Raw genomic sequence first — 20,883 nt, forward strand, 5'->3', positions numbered from 1 at the left:
CCCGTCCAGCCATGGGCGGGACCGGGCCGGGAACAAACGGGAACACCGATCCGTTGAGCCAGGACGGTGGGGTGGGTGCGTTCAGGCACCCGGTAGGATGGCCCGCCGAAGAAGTTTCGTATGTGTCTTCCACTGACAGGAGTTGCACCTGATGAGTGACCGCAGCCTGCGAGGTATGCGTCTGGGCTCACAGTCCATGGAGTCCGAGGCCGGTGTCGAGCCGGCTCCGCGGCAGCGCGTCGAATACCGCACCCAGGACGGCGAGCAGGTCTTCGTGACTTTCGCTTCCGAGGCCGAGATCCCTTCGGTCTGGGTCTCCAAGTCGGGCAAGGAAGCGGTGATCGTCAACGGCGAGAAGCCCGAGAACCCGAACGAGAAGCACCAGCGCACCCACTGGGACATGTTGATGGAACGGCGCAGCACGGAGGAACTGGAAGAGATCCTGGAACAGCGCCTGCAGTTCTACCGGGAGCAGCACGCCATCTGAGCGTGCGAGATCGGCTACTACGACGGGGCCCGGACCACCACTTGGTGGTCCGGGCCCCGTCGTCGTGGCCGGTTGTGGGTGCTGTGTCTCAGCGACCCACGAGAGCGTTGAACTTGTCCCGGAGCACGCGGGCGCGGGCGGTGGTCCCCCACTTGGCCACGTTGATCACGGCTTCCTTGGTGATGTCGCCGCTCATCTTGGACACGCCTTCAGCGCGTTCGACGAACGTGATGGGAACCTCCACGACCTTGAGCCCGGCCAGCTCGGTCCGCCAGCCCAGGTCGATCTGGAAGCAGTAGCCGCGGGAGGTCACGGAATCCAGGTCGATGGCCTTGAGGGTCGACGCGCGGAACGCACGGTAGCCCGCGGTGATGTCCTGGATGTTGGAACCCAGGAAGAAGCGTGCGTAGATGCCGCCGCCGCGTGAGATGAACTGCCGGTACCACGGCCAGTTCACGGTGGAGCCGCCGGGGACGTAGCGGGAACCGATGGCCAGGTCCGCACCGTCTTCCACGGCCTGCAGCAGCTTGGGCAGTTCCTCGGGCTGGTGCGAGCAGTCAGCATCCATCTCGACCAGGATCTCGTAGTCGTTGTCCATGCCCCACTTGAATCCGGCGATGTACGCCTGGCCCAGGCCGTTCTTCTCCTTGCGGTGCAGGACGTGGATCTGCGGATCGGCTGCGGCCATGGCATCGGCCAGGTCCCCCGTACCGTCGGGGCTGTTGTCGTCGACCACCAGGACGTCGCCCTGGGGTACGGAACGACGGAGGCGGTCCATGACAGTCGGCAGGGACTCACGCTCGTTGTAGGTGGGAATGATGATGAGGGACCGCACGCGGTTTGCTTCCTTTCACCGACAGACTCGGGAGGATCAGGGCAGGCTTCCGATACCACTGGACGAACCGGGTGCCTTCGGCCCGGCCCAGATCCGCACGAAACGGCTCTGGACAGTTTTCCAGGGGCGCCCGGCCCGGCCGGCAGCAGGCTGCCAGTTTATCGACGGGCCCGAGGCAGACAAATAACTAGAGGTCACTTTGCCACGAGTTGGCACGGCCTCCGGTGACGACAGGCCGGGTGTTCAGCGGGCGTACAGTTCGCGACCTTCGGCCACGGTGCTCATGCACACGGGCAGGGACTCGTCCTCCAGGGCGGGCAGCAGTGGTGTGCGAGCCCTTGGGTCGGTGCTCCACGAGGCACCGGTGCCACTGGCGGCCTGCACCATGAGCGCCTCGACCTGCCACCGCGAGTAGGTCGCCGGTGCCCCGGGAACCAATTGGCCGGCCAGGGGGCCACCCTGCCCCAGCGCGCGCCATGCTCCACGGGTGGCTGCCGTGAAGGCCGCCCTGGCGGAGATCCTCTGTTCGGGCTCCGGGTGATTCACCAGAGACTTCACGGCATCCCACGGGTCCAGTGGAGTGTGACCGCCGCCCAATGCCACGGGAATCCCTCGGCGGTAGTACTCGGCGGCAAGCGGCGTGGTCGCGGGGTCCATGCACACCGAGAAACCGAACCCGTCCAAAGCATCGAGCACCGCCTGGATCTCGGCGGCCGTGAGTTCCTTTGCGAACTCCAGACGCAACCCCGAGGCGTTGACGGCGTGCACGCCGAGCTTCTCCCGAGCCGCTTCCAAGGCCGTCCGGAGGACCGGTCCCGTGCCCGGACGGTCCACCACGAGTGCTGGACGGAGTGAGTCGGTGATGCAGGCGGTCAGGAACCCTTCGAGGTCGGCTTCGGAAGCATCCCCTGTCACGGCGCGCCACCCCACTGAACCAGTGGAAGGAACGGCATCGGTCGAGGCGGTTCCGGCACCGATGTCGGTGAGCCCGGCCGTGGGCCACCGCAGGATGGTCAGTTCCCGGTCTCCGGTGTCGACGGCGCGGGTACCGACGGGGCTCGCATCGGTGCTGTTCGACTGGGCCGGGTCGGCAGCGGAGCGGGAGACGCATGCGACGTCGACGGCGACCGCGATCCCCCAGCCGGCCAAACCGCTCGCCTGCTCGGAGGCCTCGAGCGTCACCGCGGAATCCACGAAGGCGGGGGTGACCAGGTCACCGTCCAGGTCGATGACCTCCATGCGGTTATCCGCCAGGGAGTCCGCTGCCTGTTCGGATCCCACCCAGACCACCTGCGATCCTTCGACGATCATGGCCGAAGCGAACGGGTCCGCCGTCGAATAGACGGAGCCGTTGCGGAGAAGGACAGGGCGGGCGGCGGAATCAGCGCTGTTCATGAAGGTCTTTCGTTGCGGGTGGACGGGTGGACAGATGGTCAGGAGTTCGGGGCATGACACACGGCGTGGTGAAGCCCGTGACGGTCAGGCCTGCGATCGAGTCATGCGCAGGGTCATTCGGAGGGTTCGTCCAACACGGACTGGACCACCACGCCCCGGTGGATGAGTTCGACGGCGCGTTGACACGCCGTGCGGAGATTGCGATCCAGCGAGGAGATGGAGGCGATCTGGTCCAGGAGGTCGATCACCTGCTTGGCCCAGCGGACGAAGTCCCCGGCGGCCAACTCCGTATCCTCGATCGTCAGGTGCAGGGAAGCTCCCCGAGCCCACCGGTACATGGGGCCCACGAGTCCCAGTTCCGGCTCCGCCGTGGTCTTGACCTTGTGCTGCTCCTCCAGGTCCGTGAGTTCGGACCACAATGCGACCACGGAACTCGCGGCACGTTCGATCTCGGCAGTGGGCAATTTGGGGCGGATCCCGGCGTCCTCGCGTTTCGCCTGGTAGACCATGACGGTTGCGGCCGCGGCGACCGCCGCCGGGTCCAGTTCGTCCAGGACGCCGTCACGCAGGGTCAACGCGAGCAGCAGATCGCGGTCACCGTAGATGTGGCGAAGCTGCTCCCCCGCGGGCGTGGGGACCAGCCTCCCGTCGTCGTGGCGGTCCAGGTAACCGAGTGCGTACAACACACCGCAGATCCGGTCGAAGGTCACGGCCACCGCGTTCGTACGGTTCTGCAACTGGCGGAGGAGCCCGTCCGTGTCCTTGCGGAGCCGGGACCACCGCTCGGCCCATCGCGCGTGGTGTTCCCGGTCGCTGCAGCCGTGGCAGGGGTGCTCCCGCAGGCGCCGTCGGAGGTCGGTGATGCGGGCCTCGGCACCGGAATCCCCGCGGGCGAAATGGATGGTGGAGGACCGCCGACGGGATTCCCCTCCCTCACCGGAGGAAGTGCCGCGTGCCGGCCGTCCTTCCTGCAGCGCCGTGCGCATCCAGCCGGCGATGGACTTGCGGTCCTTCGTGCCGTCCGTGCGCAGACGGTTCGGCAGTTTGACGAAGGACACGGGCGTCAGCGGGCCGTCGAGGTCCTGGGCGCCCAGACGACGCAGATTGGCGTCATAGGTGACCACCACGGGGCGGGGTTCCTCGGCCCGCGGGTCCGTGGCCACCACGACGGCGTAGCCGCGGTTGCGTCCGTGGGGGATGTCCACCACGTCCCCGGGTCGCAGATCGGACAGGGACTGGCCCGCCTGGCTGCGGCGAGCCACGGAACGCGACTTCTCCGCGGCCTTCTCCGCGTCTTTCAGGTCCCGGCGCAGCTGGGCGTACTCGGTGAAGTCGCCGAGGTGGCAGGTCATGGACCGTTCGTAGCCGGCCAGGGCCTCCTCGTTGGAGCGGACCCTGCGTGCCAGGCCCACGACCGAGCGGTCAGCCTGGAACTGGGCGAAGGAGGATTCCAGGATGGACCGTGAACGATCCGCTCCGAACCGCGCGATGAGGTTGACCGACATGTTGTAGGTCGGCCGGAAACTCGAGATCAGTGGGTAGGTCCGTTTGGAGGCCAACCCCGCCACCATGCGAGGGTCCAGCCCAGGACGCCACAGGACGACGGCGTGACCTTCCACGTCGATCCCGCGACGACCGGCCCGTCCCGTCAACTGGGTGTACTCCCCCGGTGTGATGTCCACCCTGGATTCACCGTTGAACTTGTCCAGCCGCTCGAGGACCACCGATCGGGCAGGCATGTTGATACCCAGGGCGAGGGTCTCCGTGGCGAAGACGGCCTTGACCAGGCCCTGCACGAACAGTTGCTCGACCACTTCCTTGAACAGCGGCAACAGGCCGGCGTGGTGGGCGGCGATGCCGTGCTCCAGCCCGTTGCGCCACTCGTAGAACCCGAGCACGTCCAGATCGGAGGCGTCCAGGGCCGAGGCCGCCTCGGCCACGACCGCACGGATGGTTTGGCGTTCCTGATCGGTGGTGAGCCACAAGTCCGCAGCCAGGCACTGCTTCACCGCGTCGTCGCACCCGGCGCGGGAGAAGATGAAGGTGATGGCTGGTAGGAGCCCCTCGGACTGCAGGCGGCGGATCATCTGCGGCCGCGAGATCCGATGATTGTTCCCCAACCGCCCGGCGACCCCGGACCCCTGGCTCCCCCACCGACCGCCGCCACGGGACTCGTACCCGTGGGATTCGTAGCGATGACCACCGCGGTTCCTGCCGCCGCCGCGTCGGCCCCGGCCACCGTTGGCGAAGCGCTCGCGGGACCGCCCCCCACGCGAGCCACTGCCCGGGGGCTGGCTGCGCGCCAGGTGGAGCAGTTCCGGATTGACCGCCGGGCCGTCGTCGTTGCCGTTGTCCCGGGAACGACGACGCCGGTCCACAGCGTGCTCCACCGTGGAGTCGTCCACGAACAGGTCCATGAGTTCGGTGCCCACCTGCACGTGCTGCCACAGTGGCACGGGACGATGCTCGGAGACGATCACCTCCGTGCTCCCGCGCACGGTGTCCAACCAGTCACCGAACTCCTCGGCGTTGGACACGGTGGCCGACAGGCAGGCCATCTGCACGTGGGCGGGGAGGTGGATGATGACTTCTTCCCACACCGCGCCGCGGAACCGGTCGGCCAGGTAGTGCACCTCGTCCATGACCACGAATCCGAGGTTCTCCAGAGTGGAGGACCCCGCGTAGAGCATGTTGCGCAGCACCTCGGTGGTCATCACCACCACGTCGGCCTCGGAATTCACGGCGGTGTCGCCCGTGAGGAGTCCGACCTTGTCGGAGCCGAAACGCCGGGAGAAGTCGTGGTACTTCTGGTTGCTCAGGGCCTTGATGGGCGTGGTGTAGAAGGCCTTCTGGCCTCGCGCCAACGCCAGGTGTACGGCGAACTCGCCCACGATGGTCTTGCCCGCACCGGTCGGTGCAGCCACCAGAACCCCGTGTCCTGACTCCAAGGCTCGGCATCCTTGGTCTTGGAAGTCGTCCATCTGGAAGTCGAGAGTGGCCGCGAACCTGGCACGTTCCGTCCTGGCCTCCGCGTTGCGTTGCTTGGCTGCCAAGTAGCGCTCAGAGGGTGACGACATGCCTCAACCCTACGCGCTGGTGCCCGCAGACCGAGCCAGGGCGTCACTCCCCGGCATCCACCTGGATGCCGCGCAATTCCTGCTCGCTGGTGGCCTTGACGGCCGAGCGGTCGTAGGTGGCTTCCTGCTTGGCGCGCTTCTTGGCACGACGACGATCGTTGAGCAGGCAGACACCCACGGCAAGGAAGAACAAGACCATCAATGGTGCAGAGATGTAGAACATCACCATCATGTCCGGGCCCGGGGCCACGACCGCCGCGAGGAGCAGGACGAAGATCACGACCCAGCGCCAGGACCTCAGCAGGGTTTTGCCGGGCAGGACGCCGATCATGTTCAGTCCCACCAGCAGGACCGGAAGGACACAGGCCAAGCCGATGGCCAGCACAAGTTGCAGGACGAACCGGACGTACTGCACGGCATCGATCACGTTGGCCGTGTTGTCCGGGTTGAAGGCGGTCAGGGCGAAGACGGCGCTCGGCAGGGTGGCAATACCCAGGGCGCAGCCGCCCAGGAACAACGGCACAGCGGCAATCACGAAGGCGTACGCGTACCGCTTCTCGTTCTTGTGCAGTGCAGGGGTGATGAAGGCCCACAACTGGTAGAGCCACACCGGGCTGGCCAGGATGAGTCCCAGGATGACGGAGACCTCCACCATCACGCTGAACGGGCCGCCGACTCCCCCGAAGTTCAGGACGGCTTCGCGGGTGTCCTGTTCGTTGAGCGCCTTGATGGGTGCCGAGAGCCACTCCATGAACGGGAAGTACAGGAAGAAGCCCCCGACCATCCCGATCACCGTGGCCACGGCGGAGATGATGAGTCGGTTACGGAACTCCCGCAGATGCTCGGTCAGTGCCATCTGAGCCTGCGGGTTGTTCCGCCGTCCGCGCTTCTTGCGGGCTGCCTTCTGGGCGCTCGTTCCGCCGTTGTCGCCGGGCGGAGTCGTGCGGGTCTTTTCAGTCATCAAGGAATGGTCCTGTCAGGCGAACTCACCCGGACGGTGTGTGGACCGGTCCGGGTGAGTTCGAGAGTGTGGCATAAAGGGTCAGCGTGCCGTGCCGTCCGTGTCAGGGGCCCCCGTGGAGTTCGTCCCCTGAGCGTTGGTGGTGCCCGCCGAGTTCGCGCTCGTGGACGTGGACCCCGTGGAGTCAGAGTTCACGGTCTCGCCGTTGACCACGGTGGAGTCCTTGTCGTCGTCCTTCATCTCGCGGACCTCGGACTTGAAGATGCGCATGGACTGACCCAGGCTGCGCGCCATCCCCGGCAGCTTCGGCGCACCGAAGAGCAGGACGATGACCAGCAGGATCATGATGACAACCATGGGGTTGTCGAAAAGTCGACCGAACATGATGTTCCTTTCGGTGTCACCGAGAGAAGTCAGAGACCCTCTGCGGCTGGCCCAGCGATCGGCGTCGTGCCGAACGGCGTTGGGATCGGGCCGTGCGTCGTTCTTGTTTGCCACTACGGTACTGCCTCCGGGCTTCGGGCCAGGGCGTGTACACGTCCGAACGGCGTGGCCGGGGTGGCAAGTCGCCTCCCCCGTCCGTGGCGGCTTCGAGCTGTTCGTTGATCGAGTCACCGAAGTCGCCCAGGTCGTGAAGTGCCCTGGAGACCTGCCGCCACAGGCGCAGGGCGAGCAGCGACAGAAATGCGGCGCTGAGAAGGACTACGACGGTCCACAACAGCACCCACATCCACCAGGACATGGCCATCAGTCTAGCGGCGCCGTGTCCGCGCCATCGCCGATCCGGTATCCGGCCAGAGCAGTGTTCACCCAGAGTTGCCCGCGAGCCACGTGGAAGCCCGGCTGGACGATGCCCACCTGACCGCCGAAGCGGGTGAGCAGGGAGAACGCAAGCTCCTCCGTGGTGAAGGAGATCTCGGCCGCCTCGAACTCCACCGGTGTCCCCGCCCCCGAGGGGCGGGCACGGCGGCCCGGCTCTTCGGTTGCACCCGTGTCCGCGGACAGTGCGTTGACGCGGGGCAGCTGGACCTGAGCGGTGCGGCTCGCGCGGTACTGGTCGGCGATCCACCTGGCCCGGCGGTCCGTGACCAAGACGATGTCTGTCTCCGCCGACGTCACGGTCGCCACGTCGGTGCGTACTGCTGCGACATCCTGGTGCGGCTCGGCGGGGCCGACGACGGCCGCGGAGCGGATCCGGTCCAGGCGGAAGTCCCGGAAGTCCTTGGCGCGTTCGCACCAGGCCATGACGTACCAGTGGTTGTTGGCGGAAACCAACCGCACGGGGTCGATCTCACGGTCGGTGACCTCGTCGCGGGAGGCGACGATGTAGTTGATCCGCAGCCGTTGTTCGGCGTCGATTGCATCGCGAACGGTTGCCGAGACGGCGGCGGCGTCCGTGTGCTCGGTTGCCTCCTCGGCGGTGGCGTCGCCTTGCACCGGCGTTTCGGGGCGATCGCCGGTGTGACGAGCCCGGGCCGTTGCCTCGGCGAGCGCCAGGAACGAGTCATCCGGGCGGGCCCCCACGGCATCGGCCAGTGCGGCGGGCTCCCCCGCTGCTTCAGCCACCTTCCGCAGTGCGGATTCAATAGCGGGGGTGTGCTCGCCCGGCAAGGAACGCAGGGTCTGTAACCCCACCAGGAGCGCCGCGGCTTCCGGCTGGGTCAGCCGCACGGGAGAGGAGATCTCCTCGGCGTTGGACACGGTCACGGAGCCTTCGTCCCAGGAGGCCTCGATGAGTTGGTCGGGAGTGTGGCCGGGGCGCCCGCACACGAACAACGTGGTGAGGTCCTCGACCACCTGATCCGTGCTCGCCTCCACGTGGGTGGCGACCTCCGAGAGTTCCACGCCCTGGTGCGCGTAGACGTACCGGACGATCTCGAGCATGCGGGCGAGTCGTTCGGCACTCGAGTTGGAGGCCCGGCGGGGCCTGCGGGAGACCCTTGTCCAGTCCACCTCCACGCCGGCCACCCGTTGCTGGAAGGCTGCGGCCGCTTCCAGGCGTCGCAGGACACTGCCGCGGACCCGGGCCTGCAGCGACACCGGGGCCTCGGGACGCGCGTCGTCGTCCTCGGGGACCACGGCGTCGGGTCCGACGGCGGCGATCTCCGCGGCCACCCGTTCCGGCTCGGTCACGGGAATGACGAGTCGATCCCACGGCTTCCCGTCCGGGGCGGTGCGGCGCCCGGGTAGGACGCCGGAGGCCATGCGGCGCAGCATCTGGGCCCGGCCCGGGGCCACGTCCACGGTCATGGAACCGAGTTCCGGGGCGGCTTCCATGGCGTCCAACCGCTCGTTCATGGAGAACTTCTCGGGGGGCACGAACGTGTGGGTGGTGGATCGGACGTCGGAGACGATGCGGGAGAGCCGGAACGTGCGTTCGGCCTGGCGATCGAGGTCCCAGCCGATCACGTACCAAGAGCCGAACCGGGAGCCGACGCCCCAAGGTTCCAGACGCCGCGTGGACAGTTCGTCCGTGGAGGCCGCCAGGTAGTCGAAACGCACCTGACGGTGTTTGAGCACGGCGTCCATCAACGGGGCGAAGGCCGGCTCCTGGACGCTGATGGTGGGCTGGACCAGAGGAGCATCCTCGTCGTCCCCGGCCGCGGGTTCCAACACGGGCTCGAGCTTCCGCAACGCCCGCCGGGCGGTGGTGCCCAGGGAAGTTTCCGTCCAGGCATTGGCCGCCAGCGCCAGGACCGCGGTTTCCTCCGCGGTGAAGCGCAACGCGGGCAGCGCGAAGGAACCCCTGGCGATCCGGTAACGGAATCCGGAATCCTCCTCGAAGAACGCGTCCTCCGGGACTTCCTCGATGGGGAAACCGAGCGCGCGCAGCTCCTGCTTGTCACGTTCGAAAGCGCGTTCGAAGGCGGCGTCCGACGGCATGGCGGTGTAGTCGGGCACGGCCGCACGCAATTCGGCACGGGTGTAACCCCGCTCCCGGTAGAGCAGGGCGAAAATCAGGTTCAGACGGCGCTCGGATGCGCGTCGTTGCTGGTCAACGGGCACCTAGGGGGCCTGCGGTCTCGATGAGGCGGGTCAGCGCACGTCGACCAGGTCGACGACGAAGATCAGGGACTCGTTGGGCCCGATCACCCCACCCGCACCGCGTGCGCCGTAGGCCATCTCCGACGGGATCTCCAGGCGACGTCGACCGCCGACGCGCATGCCGAGCAGGCCCTGGTCCCAGCCCTGGATGACCTGTCCCACGCCGACCGTGAAGTCCAGCGGCTGGTTGCGGTTCCAGGAGGAATCGAACTCTTCACCGCCGGAGAAGGTCACGCCCACGTAGTGGCAGGAGACCTGCTTGCCGGGTTCGGCCACGGCGCCCTTGCCTTCGATCAGGTCCACGATCTTCAGTTCGGTCGGGGCATCGCCTTCCGGGAAGTCGACCTCGGGCTTGGTGCGGTCAAGGTTGCGCTGTCCAAAGGACACGGGTTCCTCCTGATGTGGTGCTGCGTGGTGCGGATGGGACGTCGTTGCGGCGCTCATGCACCGCTGGGTGGTGGCGTGGTACCCACGCCGTGCTCATTCCGTGGCCGAGGCACTGGGGGACGCATCGGCGGCGGCCGGTGTGTCCGAGGCGCCCAGAATGTCGACCACGAAGACCAAATCGCCTTCTGGTGCTCCGGTATTCCCGGATTCCTCGATTTCTTCCTTGGAACCGTACGCCTTGTCGGAGGAGACGGAGATGATCACACGCGAACCGGCCTTCTTACCGACCAGACCCTCGGACCAACCTTCGATCACACCGTCCAGGGGGAAGGCCGTCGGTTGGCCGCGTTCGTAGGACGAGTCGAAGACCTCGCCGTCCTCCCACCGGGCCCCGACGTAGTTGACCGCAACCGTCTGGCCTTCCTTGACCTCGGCACCGTCACCTTCGATCAGGTATTCGGAGGTCACGTCCTTGGGCGCGTCCCCCTCAGGCTTGGCGATTTCCGGGGTGCCGTCCTCTGTTTCCGTCACGGCCGGCAAGCCCTCTGGGGTGGGCTGCATCTCCCCCTCGATCTCGGACGGGATCACCTCGCGCACGGAGTAGCGGGTGGTGCTCTCGGTGGTCTGTCCGGCACCGGCGTCGGAGGTTGTGGTGACGTCCACGGTGGTGCCGACACGGGCCTTGCTGAGCTGGTCGTAGAGGAAGGAGTCCTCCTCCCGCATGGAGTCGTCGAGGGTGACCACGGACGGAGTGGCGTCGGCCGCCTCCCCGTCCTGGACCGGGGCACTTGTCATGAGCAGGGTGTCGCCGTCGTTGACCTCCTGCCCGTCGCCCTCGTTGACCGTGGAAGAAGTGGGATCCGGAAGGGGCTCAGGCTCGGGCGTGTCTTCGGCTGCGAGGATGTCGACGACGAACAGGAGGTCACCGGTCGGGTATCCGGAGTCCGCACCCAGCTCCTCCTCCGTGCCGTAGGCCTTGTCGGCGGGGACGGAAAGGATCACGCGCGAGCCGACCTTCTTGCCCACGAGCCCCTCGGACCACCCTTCGATCGAGGTGTCCAGGGGCAGCGCTGCGGGGGTTCCGGAGTCCCACGTGGACTCGAACGGCTTGCCGTCCTCCCACCGCGCGCCCACGTAGTCGACCACCACGGTCTGGCCTTCCTTGACCTCCGCACCGTCGCCGTCGATGAGGTTCTCCGCGACCAGGTCCTTCGGGGCCTCCTCGTCCATGTCACCGATCTCGGGAACGCCCTCGTCGTTCTCCGTGACCTCGGGCAGCCCCTCCGGGGAATCCTTCATCTCCCCGTCGATCTCGCTGGGGATCTTCTCCACGATCTCGTAGACCTCCACGGAGGTGGACTCGTCGCCCTCCTGCCCGGAGTTGCCGGCTGTCGACGGGGAGGAGTAGGCCAGGATCCCCCCGACCTTCATACCGCCCGTCAGGGCTTCGTAGAGCTCGGGCAGCTGGTCCTTCATCTCGGAATTGACCTTGAGCACCTGACCGGCACCCGAGGAGTACGACTCCCCCAGCTCTTCGCCGTCGGAGCCCCGGTAGAGGGCCGCCTGGACCAGCAGGGTCGAACCGTCCTCGATCTCCTCGCCGTCACCTTCGCGCAGGACCTTCGTCTGGTTCTCGTCCACCTCGACGGGCGTGTCGAACGTGACTTCGGGGACCTCGCCGTCGGCGGGGTCGTTGCTGAGCTCGACCGAGTTGAATCCGCCGCTCGTACAGGCCGTGAGCAGAACGGCTGCTCCGATGGCGGTGCCGGTCCTCAGCAATGCCTTACGCACGTGGTCCTCCAGTTGCGCCCAACGGCGCGGGGTTGCGATGGATGGTCGCTGCGGCTGATGGGCAGCAACCGGCGGGTGTCAGTGGCAAGGGTAGCCTCGTGCCCTGGGTGCTGGCTGAAGCGCACCGCGGACCCCGCCGATCATTGGGCGAGCTCCCAGGTGGCTCCGAGCCACCGGCAAGCCCACCCGTGGTCAGTTGTCGTTGCGGCGGGCCTCGGCGTCGGCGACGGCGGAGCGTTCGGCAAGGTGCTGGGCGTCCCGGCTCGCACGGCGCGCCTTCTTGGCGGTCACCTCGCGCTCCCCGAGTGCCACCGGGGTCCAGGCCTGCAGGTCCTCTTCCGTGTAATCGGACTTCGAGGCGCGTCGCTTGGGGGCCAGACGGGGCGATCCGTCTGCCAACCGACGGGCGGTGATCAGGAAGCCCGTGTGCGCGACCATGCGGTGGTCCGGGCGCACGGCCAGCCCCTCCACATGCCAGCCACGGACCATGGTTTCGTGTGCGTCGGGCTCGGTGTAGCGGCCGTCGGCCCGCATGGCCTCGGCCGTGCGGGAAAGCTGCGTCACGGTCGCGACGTAGCAGATCACCACGCCGCCGGGTGCGAGCGCTTCGGCCACCGCATCCAGGCATTCCCAGGGGGCCAGCATGTCCAGCACCACCCGGTCCACCGTCCCGGGCTGTTCGGTGCGGCCCAGTTCCTCCGCCAGATCACCGATCGACAACTGCCACGCGGGGTGCTCACCGCCGAACATGGTTGCGATGTTCCCGGCGGCCACCTCCGCGAACTCGTCGCGTCGTTCGAAGGAATGCACGTGGCCCCCGTCGCCCACGGCCCGCAACAGGGCGATCGTGAGGGCCCCCGAGCCGACGCCGGCTTCGACCACGCGTGCACCCGGGAAGATGTCCCCCATGGTCACGATCTGCCCGGCGTCCTTGGGATAGACGACCGCAGCCCCCCGTGGCATGGACAGGACGAAATCCTTCATGAGCGGTCGCAGTGCCAGGTACTGGATCCCCACCGAGTTCTGCACCACCGTTCCCTCGGGCTGCCCGATCAACAGCTCGTGCGGGAGGACTCCCTTGTGGGTCTGATACTCGGCCCCGGCGGTGAGCGTGATCGTGGTGAGGCGGCCCTTCTCGTCCGTGAGCTGGATCCGCTCCCCTTCCCGCATGGCACCGCGGCGGTTGACGGCACCCGTGGGGCCCGCCGGGGTGGTCGAGTTCGGTGAGGGTTGGGGTTGGGTCATGTGCTCGCTTTCCACGAATGGTCCGGATTCTCGGCGCGCGGAGAACGCATCGCTCACCGGGCCGGAACGCAGACCATTGTGACACCGCACGGGAACGAATCGGTGCCCTCACCACGCGCGGCCCGGTTCAGGGGATGAGTCCCGCACCCCGCAGGACATCGTTCAGACGCGCCGCCCTCAACACACCCAGGGGCGTCCCGTCGTCGTCCACGACCACGAAAGTGCTCAGGTGAGCTCCCGCCGTGACCTCCAGGAGGTGGATCCCCGAGAGCCCCGGCCGGATCGAGGCCGAGCGCGGTAGCGGATCCGTGATCGTGGACAGGACGGCTCCGGCGCGTTCGGCGGGGGGCACACTCGTGACCTGCGCCGGTGTCGCAACGCCCGTGGGCAGGCCCGCATGGTCCAGGGCAACGACGGCGACCGGGCCCAGCGGCACAGCGGTCCCCGCACGGTTGTCGAAGGATTCGCGCAGCAATGCCTCCACCTTGTCAAGTGACGTCGTGCCCGGCACCGCGATGGCGGGTTCCATGAGCTGGCCAGCCCGGACCCCCTCCATGGCCTGGGCGGCGCGGGACCGGCGCAGCCCAGCCGAAGCGCCGGAGAACAGCATCCACGCAAGCATCACGGCGAGCACGACGACGGGCAGCGACTGCCACAGGCCCGTGAGTGCCACGGCGACAACAATCGCCAGCGCGATGAGCCTTCCGGCCCAGGCCGCGACGGTGGTGCCCACGTGTTGACGTCCCGTGAGGCCCCAGGCCACTGCCTCCAGGGCGCGTCCACCGTCCAGGGGCAGGCCCGGGATCAGGTTGAACACACCGACGAACAGGTTGGCCCACGAGGTCATCTCGATCAGGACGATCCCGACCTCGGCGACGGTTGAGAGGCCCTGCATGGGCAGCAGGCCAAGTGCCAGCCATCCGCCGAAGCCGATCACCAGGTTGGCCACCGGGCCCAGGACCGACACCACGAAGGAGGCGCCCCAGGACTGCTGCGTGGTGCCGAAACTCGTGTGGCCGCCCATCAGGGACAGGACAATGTGGGAGACCAGCCAACCGAAGGCACGCGCGGCCCAGGCGTGGGCAAGTTCGTGCAGAAGGACCGATACCGCCAGCAGCAAGCAGAAGACGCCGGCAAGCACGTAGGCCCAGGCACCGATCTGCGGCACGGTGCGTCGCAGGACCGGTGTGTAGAGGAGCACCACGACGATCACGATCAAGAACCAGGAACGGTCCAGGAAGACCGGGAAGCCGCCCAGGCGCCCGAGGCGCAGAGAACCCGTCCGGGGGGCGGCTGGATCGTCCTCCCGGGGTAGGGGGCCCGCAGGGGTCACCGGTGCCGTGCTCCATCGTCACCGAGCTGATCCGATGGTTTCGGGTGAGCGTCGGTGTGCCGGACCTCCCCGATCCACCGGCTCAGGGTGGACAGCGTGACACCGGCCAGCGATTCCGGAGTGACGTGCGCGACCGACACCGCTTCGGGCGACAGGGGCGCCATGTTGGGCACCCCCACCACGACGGCGCCGGCGGCCCGGGCCGACCGCAATCCGGTCAGGGAGTCCTCGATCGCGATCATGTTGTGGACGGTGGCTCCCGGCCGTCCCTTTTCGGAGTACAGGGCCGCCAGCCGCCGAGCTGCGAAGACGTAGGGGGCCGGATCCGGCTTTGCAGGCAGTCCCAGGTCGCCCGTGACGGTCACGTCGAACAACGGTTCCGAAATGCCGTGGCCCTGGGCCAGTGCGGTCAGCCGCGTGCTCACGGCACCGGCCAGCGCGGAGCTGCTGTTGGTGACCAGAGCCAGCGGAACTCCTGCGGACCGGGCTTCGACCAACAGCTCCAGGGCACCGGGCCGTACCGGGAGGTCGGCTGCAATGGCCTCCAGGACGCGGGATTCGAGCTCCGCGCCGATCTGCTCCGCGGTGAGCTGCAAACCCTTGCCGCGCATGTAGGCGGCCGTTTCCGGCAGGGCGAAGCCCAGCATGTGCATGGAGTCCTCCGTGGACCACGGCACCCCGTGGTCCGCCATGAGCGCAGCCTCCGCCGTGAACCAGTGTCCTTCGGTGTCCACCAGGGTCCCGTCCATGTCGCACAGCAGGGCGTCGGGCAAGGATGTGCCGACGGAGGAACCGATCTCGACCGAGGAAGCGGTGGGTCCGGGGGTGCCCTGCTCGGGGCCGGAGGTAGCCATGGCAGGGATCCTATCCGTGCGGACCCGGCCCCGGGCAGTGCTCCCGGCCGGGTCCGCGTAGAGTGAGAAAGGTGAGTGGATCCGATCAGAACAACACACCGTCCGCCTCGGACCCCGGCGGCGGACCCCAGCCCGGGCCGTTCGGCGTCGTCCGCGAGGGGGGTTCCTCGGAACGGGTCCGCGTCCTCGTGGCCGCATTCGAAGGCTGGAACGACGCCGGGGACGCCGCCACGGACACCGTCAAGTTCCTGCGGGAGAACTACTCGGCGCGGGAAATCTTCGAGGTCTCTCCGGACGAGTACTACGACTATCAGTACTCCCGCCCGCAGATGACCCGCTCGGCCACGGGTGAACCCAAGCTCGTGTGGCCCAGCACCAAGCTCTCGGCAGCCTCCGTGGAGGGCACGAATCTCGACCTGGTCCTGCTGCACGGGTGGGAGCCGTCCTACCGGTGGCGCGGGTTCTGCGCAGAGATTCTGGAGCAGGCGGCGCGGATGGACGTGGACTTCATCGTCATGGTCGGTGCCCTGCTCGCCGATGTCCCCCACACCCGGCCCATTCCCGTGTCGATCACTTCGGACACGGAGGAGCTGCAGGACGAACTGGACGTGACCGGTTCGGAGTACGAGGGCCCCAGCGGCATCGTGGGTGTGCTGTCCCACCTGGCGGCCGTGTCCGGCATTCCGACCGTGAGTCTGTGGGCCGCCGTTCCGCACTACGTGGCGCAGCCCCCCTCCCCCAAGGCCCAGTTGGCTCTCATGCGGCGCCTCGAAGACCTGCTGACCCTCAGCTTCCCGCTCGAGGAGCTCGAGGAGGACGCCGAGGCCTGGGAGCGCGGTGTCAACGAACTGGCCGAGGACGACCCCGAGATTGCGGCGTACGTCGCCAAACTCGAGGAGGCCAAGGACACGACGGACCTCCCGGAAGCCAGTGGCGACGCCATCGCGCAGGAGTTCGAACGCTTCCTGCGACGTCGCGAGCAGGATTGAGAACCGCCCGGCACCAAAGAGGGGTGCCGGGCGGCTTTCAGGACCGCGCTTTCCAGGGCAGGGCCTTCCAGAACAGGGCCTTCCACGAACGAGGGGCCCGGGTGGGGATCAGAGCGTGATGCCCAGACGAGCTTCGACCGCCGCCCGTGCCAGGGCGTCGCCGTTGCCGGGGGCACCGGCGATGGCTGCCTGCGCCCATTCGTCGACCGCTGCGAGCGCGGCGGGGGTGTCCAGATCGGTGGCCAGCGCGGTCCGCAGCTTCTCCAGCGCGACGTCGAAGGACCTGGCGGGCGCCAGATCGGCGGCCTGCCGCCACAGTGCCAGACGCTTGCGCGCCGTCTCCAAGAGTTCGTCCGTCCAGAACCAGTCGGTGCGGTAGTGCTGGGACATGATGGCCAGGCGGATCGCGTTGGGGTCCTCACCCTGCGCGCGTAGCTTGGAGACCAGCACCAGATTACCCAGCGACTTGGACATCTTCTCCCCGTCCAGGCCCACCATGCCGGTGTGCATGAAGCTGCGCGCCATGGGGTGCCCGGAGATGGACCAGCTGTGTCCGGCCCCCATTTCGTGATGCGGGAAGACCAGGTCGGACCCGCCGCCCTGCACCGTGAACGGAGCGGGAAGGTGGCGCAGCGAGATCAACGAGCACTCGATGTGCCAGCCCGGGCGCCCCCGGCCGAGGTCGCCACCGTCCCATGACGGTTCCCCGGGTCGTTCGACTCGCCACAACAGGGGGTCCAGGGGGTCCCGCTTGCCGTCCCGCTGCGGGTCGCCCCCGCGTTCAGCGAACAGGTGAAGCATGTCTTCCCGGCTCAGGTTCGAAATCTGGCCCAGGTGCCACGACCCGGGGCAGGCACCGGTTCCGCCGTCGTCGGGACCGCACGGTGCGGCCAGCTCCGAGAGCGGGGTGTCAGGGGTGTTCTGGTCCTCCGTCAGGGCGCTCGCGGCGGCGACGTCGAAGTAGACGTCACCGTCCGGCTCCCCCGCCGCGCCCGGAACACGATATGCAAGCCCACGGGCCAGAAGGTCTTCGACGGCGGGCACGATCCACTCGACGGACTCCGTGGCCCCCACGTAGTGCGCCGGCGGAAGCACGTTCAAGGCCGTCATGTCGGTGCGGAACAGCTGGATCTGGTCGGCGGCGAGGTCCCGCCAGTCGATCCCGTCACGTTCAGCCCGCTCGAGGAGGGGGTCGTCAACGTCGGTCACGTTCTGCACGTAGTCGACCGGCATGTCGGCGTCCAACCAGGCGCGGTGGAGGACGTCGAACGCGACGTAGGTGGCCGCGTGTCCCATGTGCGTGGCGTCGTACGGGGTGATGCCGCAGACGTAAAGACTCGCGCGCTCCTGCCGGGGCAACTGCTCGACCCGCTGGGTGCGCGTGTCGAAAACTGTGGGAACGGGGGCACGGCCCGGAAGTTCGGGGGCAGGGCGTGCGGACCAGGACTGCATGGGCACCTCGGATCGAAAGGGAAGCTCTTCTGGCTGCGGGGGGATGGAGAGGGACGACGTCAGGCTGCGCCGACGGCCGCGGGCACGGCGGAGATCACGCCGAAGCCCAGCAGGACGAACAGCACGATACCCAGCCCGATCCGGTACCAGACGAACAGGGCATAGGACCGACTGGAGATGTAGCCCATGAACCAGCCGATGATCACGTAGGCGATGACGAACGCGACGACCGTGGCCACCAGCGTCTGAGGCATCGAGTACGCCGCCGGCGAGGGGTCGGTGATCTCGGAGGCTAGCTTGTAGAGCCCGGAGGCGAACACGGCGGGAATGGCCAGCAGGAAGGCGTAACGGGCGGCGTCTTCACGCTTGTAGCCCATGAGCAGTCCCGCGGTGATGGTGCCGCCCGAGCGTGAGACACCCGGGATCAGGGCCAACGCCTGGGCGAAACCGTAGATCAGACCGTGCTTCACGGACAGGTTCTCCAGCGTCCGGACCTGCTTGCCGACCTTGTCCGCGATGCCCAGGAAGACACCGAAGACGATCAACATGGTGGCCGTGACCCAGAGGCTGCGGAACGACGTGTCGATCCAGTCCTCGAGCAGGAGGCCCAGCACGGAGATCGGCAGTGAACCGACGATGATCAACCAGCCCATGCGCGCGTCGGGGTCCGAGCGGTCCACCTTGCCGACCAGGGACAGGGCCCAGTGCTTGATGATCCGCACGATGTCGCGCCAGAAGTAGATCACCACGGCGGTCTCCGTACCCAGCTGCGTGATCGCGGTGAACGCCGCGCCGGGGTCGCCGCTTCCGGGTAGGAATTCACCGACGATGCGCAGGTGGGCAGACGAAGAAACCGGAAGGAACTCCGTCAGACCTTGCACCAGGCCAAGAATGATTGTTGATAGCCAGTCCACCCGGCCACCTTAGAGCACGAAGTCAGAGCGACGGCCGTGCACGTCCTGCGTGGTGCCTCACAGTTGGGCCGACAAGTTGCCCCGAGAATCATCCGAGTCGTCGTCCGAATCCTCGGAGTCCTGGTCGTCCAGGTCGTCGTAGTCGTCCTCGTCCAACAGCGAGGTGTCGTCGTCGTCCTCGTCGAGGTCTTCGAACGCGGCGTCCTCATCGTCCTCGGCGAACACCGTGAGCGGCGTGACCTCGTCGAAGTTGTCGTACAGTGCCTCTTCATAGACGTCGAAGGCGTCGGCAATCGCCACGTAGGCGCTGTCGACGGCGGGGTCCTGGTCGCTGCGACGGTTGGAGAGTGCAGCGAGGTGCTCTTCAAGGGCGGAGACGAGGGACTGCAGTGCGACGCGCGGATCGGTGCTCATGGTCCTGACGTTACCCGTCCGCGGTCAGAATGGACAGAACCAGGGAGTGAGATGAGAGAGCAAATCGCCCAGAGCACCGCCCGGATCAGCGTGGACCCGGACCAGCGCTTCGAATACCTGGTTCTGACCGTGGCCGCCGGCGAACGTGTGTCCGACGCGCGGGCCCGGTTGGTCGAGCACGCGGAGTACGGGAAGTGGGAACTCACGCGTTCCGTCCACCTCTACGGAGGGACCCGCAAGTACTGGATGCGCCGGCGCGTGATGCGCGTTCAGCGGACGTTGTGAGCGCGCGGTCCCGTCAGTAGTTCGTCAGCAAGGTGTGGAGGACGTCCGCACCGAACTCCAAGGAGTCCACGGGGACGCGCTCGTCGACACCGTGGAACATGGCCGGGAAGTCGAGTTCCTCCGGCAGACGCAACGGGACGAACCCGTACCCCGTGATTCCCAGAGGATCCAGTGACTTGTTGTCAGTCCCGGCCGACAGCATGTAGGGCAGGACGACGGCCTCCGGGTCGTGAACCTCCAAGGCGTCGACCATGGCGTCCACGACCGTCCCGGAGAACGGGACCTCCAGGCCGATCTGGTCGGACTCGAATTCGATACGGACCTTCTCCCCCGCCAACTCCTGCAGCTTGGTCAGGACCAGCTCGCGTTGCTCCGGCAGGTACCGGACGTCCAGCCCGGCCTCGGCCGAACCGGGGATCACGTTGGTCTTGTACCCGCCCGTGAGCATGGTCGGGTTGGCCGTGTTCTGCAGCGTCGCCCCGACGAACCGCGCCACGGAGCCGAGTTCCTTCAAGAGCCGCTGCGGGTTCTGCGGATCGAATTCCACCCCGGTCAGCTCCGTGACCGCGTCGAGGAACTGACGCGTGGTCTTGGTGAGTTCGATCGGCCACTGGTGCTCGCCGATGTTGGCCATGGCGCGGGACAACGTGGTGACGGGGTTGTCGGTGTTGACCTGGGACCCGTGGCCGGCGGTCCCCTCGGCGTGCAGCCGCAGCCACATGAGGCCCTTCTCCGCGGTCTGCAGCAGGTACGCGCGGCGCCCGCCGATCGATGCGGAGTACCCGCCCACTTCACTGATCGCGTCCGTCACGCCGTCGAAGAGTTCGGGATGGTTCTCGACGACCCACTTGGACCCGTACTCCATCCCCGCTTCCTCGTCGGCGAAGAACCCGATCACGATGTCGCGGCGGGGCCGCTGACCGGTGCGTTGCATGTGCCGGACCGTGGACAGCATCATCGCGTCCATGTCCTTCATGTCCACGGCCCCGCGGCCCCAGATCATGCCGTCCTTGAGCTCGGCGGCGAACGGGTCCACGGACCAGTCCTCCGCCATGGCCGGGACGACGTCGAGATGGCCGTGGACCAGGAGCCCGTTCGCGCTCGGATCAGTGCCCGGGATCCGAGCGAAGACGTTGGCGCGCCCGGGAGCGGATTCCAGGAGCGTGGTCTCCAGCCCGACCTCTTCCAGTAGCCCCGCGGCGTACTCCGCGGCGCGGCGCTCGCCCTTGGAATCCCCGCTGCCGTAGTTGGAGGTGTCGATGCGAATGAGGTTTCGGGCGATCTCCACGGCCTCGTCGTGGGCGGTGGGGTTTGCCTCGGTGCTCATGCGCTGCTCCTCGTCGCGGATGTCGGGTCACGGGTCCGGCCATGCTAACGCGGTCGGCCCGAACCCCATCTTGGGGACATAGCACGTAACTG

Annotated in this window: 19 protein-coding genes; 3 read left to right on the forward strand and 16 right to left on the reverse strand. The window is 67.5% G+C overall.

The window, feature by feature from the left end; all coding sequences use genetic code 11:
• Positions 1 to 151 precede the first annotated feature (151 nt).
• Complete coding sequence (locus tag EDL96_RS05055; protein ID WP_123824721.1) at positions 152 to 487, forward strand: RNA polymerase-binding protein RbpA; 336 nt, start codon at positions 152 to 154, stop codon at positions 485 to 487.
• A gap of 88 nt (positions 488 to 575) precedes the next feature.
• Here EDL96_RS05055 and EDL96_RS05060 read toward each other — a convergent pair whose 3' ends face one another.
• From EDL96_RS05060 to EDL96_RS05115, 12 genes are all read right to left on the reverse strand, one after another.
• Positions 576 to 1,322 (reverse strand): polyprenol monophosphomannose synthase, encoded by a 747-nt coding sequence (locus EDL96_RS05060; RefSeq protein ID WP_123824722.1) that lies wholly within the window; start codon positions 1,320 to 1,322, stop codon positions 576 to 578.
• Positions 1,323 to 1,565: 243 nt separating this feature from the next.
• A complete protein-coding gene (locus tag EDL96_RS05065; RefSeq protein WP_123824723.1) occupies positions 1,566 to 2,717 on the reverse strand; it encodes an amidohydrolase family protein in 1,152 nt (383 codons plus the stop codon).
• A 113-nt stretch (positions 2,718 to 2,830) separates the two neighbouring features.
• Positions 2,831 to 5,794 carry a DEAD/DEAH box helicase gene (locus EDL96_RS05070; protein WP_123824724.1) on the reverse strand — a complete coding sequence of 988 codons (2,964 nt, stop codon included), beginning with the start codon at positions 5,792 to 5,794 and terminating at the stop codon, positions 2,831 to 2,833.
• Between the two features lie 43 nt (positions 5,795 to 5,837).
• A complete protein-coding gene (gene tatC, locus EDL96_RS05075) occupies positions 5,838 to 6,755 on the reverse strand; it encodes a twin-arginine translocase subunit TatC (protein WP_325049532.1) in 918 nt (305 codons plus the stop codon).
• A gap of 81 nt (positions 6,756 to 6,836) precedes the next feature.
• The gene (gene tatA / locus EDL96_RS05080; protein ID WP_123824725.1) at positions 6,837 to 7,139 is read right to left on the reverse strand and encodes a Sec-independent protein translocase subunit TatA; all 303 of its coding nucleotides are present in this window, start codon (positions 7,137 to 7,139) and stop codon (positions 6,837 to 6,839) included.
• Positions 7,140 to 7,155: 16 nt separating this feature from the next.
• Positions 7,156 to 7,497 carry a hypothetical protein gene (locus EDL96_RS05085; RefSeq protein ID WP_123824726.1) on the reverse strand — a complete coding sequence of 114 codons (342 nt, stop codon included), beginning with the start codon at positions 7,495 to 7,497 and terminating at the stop codon, positions 7,156 to 7,158.
• A 5-nt stretch (positions 7,498 to 7,502) separates the two neighbouring features.
• On the reverse strand, positions 7,503 to 9,761 hold the full coding sequence (locus EDL96_RS05090) for a WYL domain-containing transcriptional regulator (protein ID WP_233568699.1): 2,259 nt from the start codon (positions 9,759 to 9,761) through the stop codon (positions 7,503 to 7,505).
• Positions 9,762 to 9,791: 30 nt separating this feature from the next.
• Positions 9,792 to 10,187, reverse strand: a complete 396-nt coding sequence (locus EDL96_RS05095; RefSeq protein ID WP_123824727.1) for an FKBP-type peptidyl-prolyl cis-trans isomerase — start codon at positions 10,185 to 10,187, stop codon at positions 9,792 to 9,794.
• 93 nt (positions 10,188 to 10,280) lie between these two features.
• Positions 10,281 to 11,978, reverse strand: a complete 1,698-nt coding sequence (locus tag EDL96_RS05100; protein ID WP_123824728.1) for an FKBP-type peptidyl-prolyl cis-trans isomerase — start codon at positions 11,976 to 11,978, stop codon at positions 10,281 to 10,283.
• A gap of 192 nt (positions 11,979 to 12,170) precedes the next feature.
• Positions 12,171 to 13,223: a tRNA (adenine-N1)-methyltransferase gene (locus EDL96_RS05105; protein WP_123824729.1), complete on the reverse strand. Its 1,053-nt coding sequence runs from the start codon at positions 13,221 to 13,223 to the stop codon at positions 12,171 to 12,173.
• A gap of 127 nt (positions 13,224 to 13,350) precedes the next feature.
• Positions 13,351 to 14,556, reverse strand: a complete 1,206-nt coding sequence (locus EDL96_RS05110; protein ID WP_123824730.1) for a site-2 protease family protein — start codon at positions 14,554 to 14,556, stop codon at positions 13,351 to 13,353.
• The gene (locus EDL96_RS05115; protein ID WP_158609508.1) at positions 14,553 to 15,410 is read right to left on the reverse strand and encodes an HAD family hydrolase; all 858 of its coding nucleotides are present in this window, start codon (positions 15,408 to 15,410) and stop codon (positions 14,553 to 14,555) included. Before EDL96_RS05115 ends, EDL96_RS05110 begins: the two co-directional genes overlap by 4 nt.
• Positions 15,411 to 15,481: 71 nt before the next feature.
• On the opposite strand from EDL96_RS05115, the gene EDL96_RS05120 reads away from it, so the two are divergent.
• Positions 15,482 to 16,399, forward strand: a complete 918-nt coding sequence (locus EDL96_RS05120; protein WP_123824732.1) for a PAC2 family protein — start codon at positions 15,482 to 15,484, stop codon at positions 16,397 to 16,399.
• A gap of 108 nt (positions 16,400 to 16,507) precedes the next feature.
• Here the strand turns inward: EDL96_RS05120 and mshC are convergent, their stop codons facing one another.
• The 3 genes from mshC to EDL96_RS05135 are packed head-to-tail and all read right to left on the reverse strand — an operon-like array spanning position 16,508 to position 19,179.
• Positions 16,508 to 17,851 (reverse strand): cysteine--1-D-myo-inosityl 2-amino-2-deoxy-alpha-D-glucopyranoside ligase, encoded by a 1,344-nt coding sequence (gene mshC / locus EDL96_RS05125; protein ID WP_123824733.1) that lies wholly within the window; start codon positions 17,849 to 17,851, stop codon positions 16,508 to 16,510.
• A gap of 59 nt (positions 17,852 to 17,910) precedes the next feature.
• Positions 17,911 to 18,765, reverse strand: a complete 855-nt coding sequence (locus tag EDL96_RS05130; RefSeq protein WP_123824734.1) for an undecaprenyl-diphosphate phosphatase — start codon at positions 18,763 to 18,765, stop codon at positions 17,911 to 17,913.
• Positions 18,766 to 18,822: 57 nt separating this feature from the next.
• Positions 18,823 to 19,179, reverse strand: a complete 357-nt coding sequence (locus EDL96_RS05135) for a hypothetical protein (protein WP_123824735.1) — start codon at positions 19,177 to 19,179, stop codon at positions 18,823 to 18,825.
• 51 nt (positions 19,180 to 19,230) lie between these two features.
• Here EDL96_RS05135 and EDL96_RS05140 point away from each other — a divergent pair, with 51 nt between their 5' ends.
• Positions 19,231 to 19,464: a DUF5703 family protein gene (locus tag EDL96_RS05140; RefSeq protein ID WP_123824736.1), complete on the forward strand. Its 234-nt coding sequence runs from the start codon at positions 19,231 to 19,233 to the stop codon at positions 19,462 to 19,464.
• Positions 19,465 to 19,477: 13 nt separating this feature from the next.
• On the opposite strand, the gene EDL96_RS05145 is transcribed toward EDL96_RS05140, so the two are convergent.
• On the reverse strand, positions 19,478 to 20,791 hold the full coding sequence (locus tag EDL96_RS05145) for a M20/M25/M40 family metallo-hydrolase (RefSeq protein WP_123824737.1): 1,314 nt from the start codon (positions 20,789 to 20,791) through the stop codon (positions 19,478 to 19,480).
• Positions 20,792 to 20,883: the final 92 nt, after the last annotated feature.

It is taken from the genome of Kocuria soli (genome assembly GCF_003797835.1).
Lineage (GTDB): Bacteria > Actinomycetota > Actinomycetes > Actinomycetales > Micrococcaceae > Kocuria > Kocuria soli.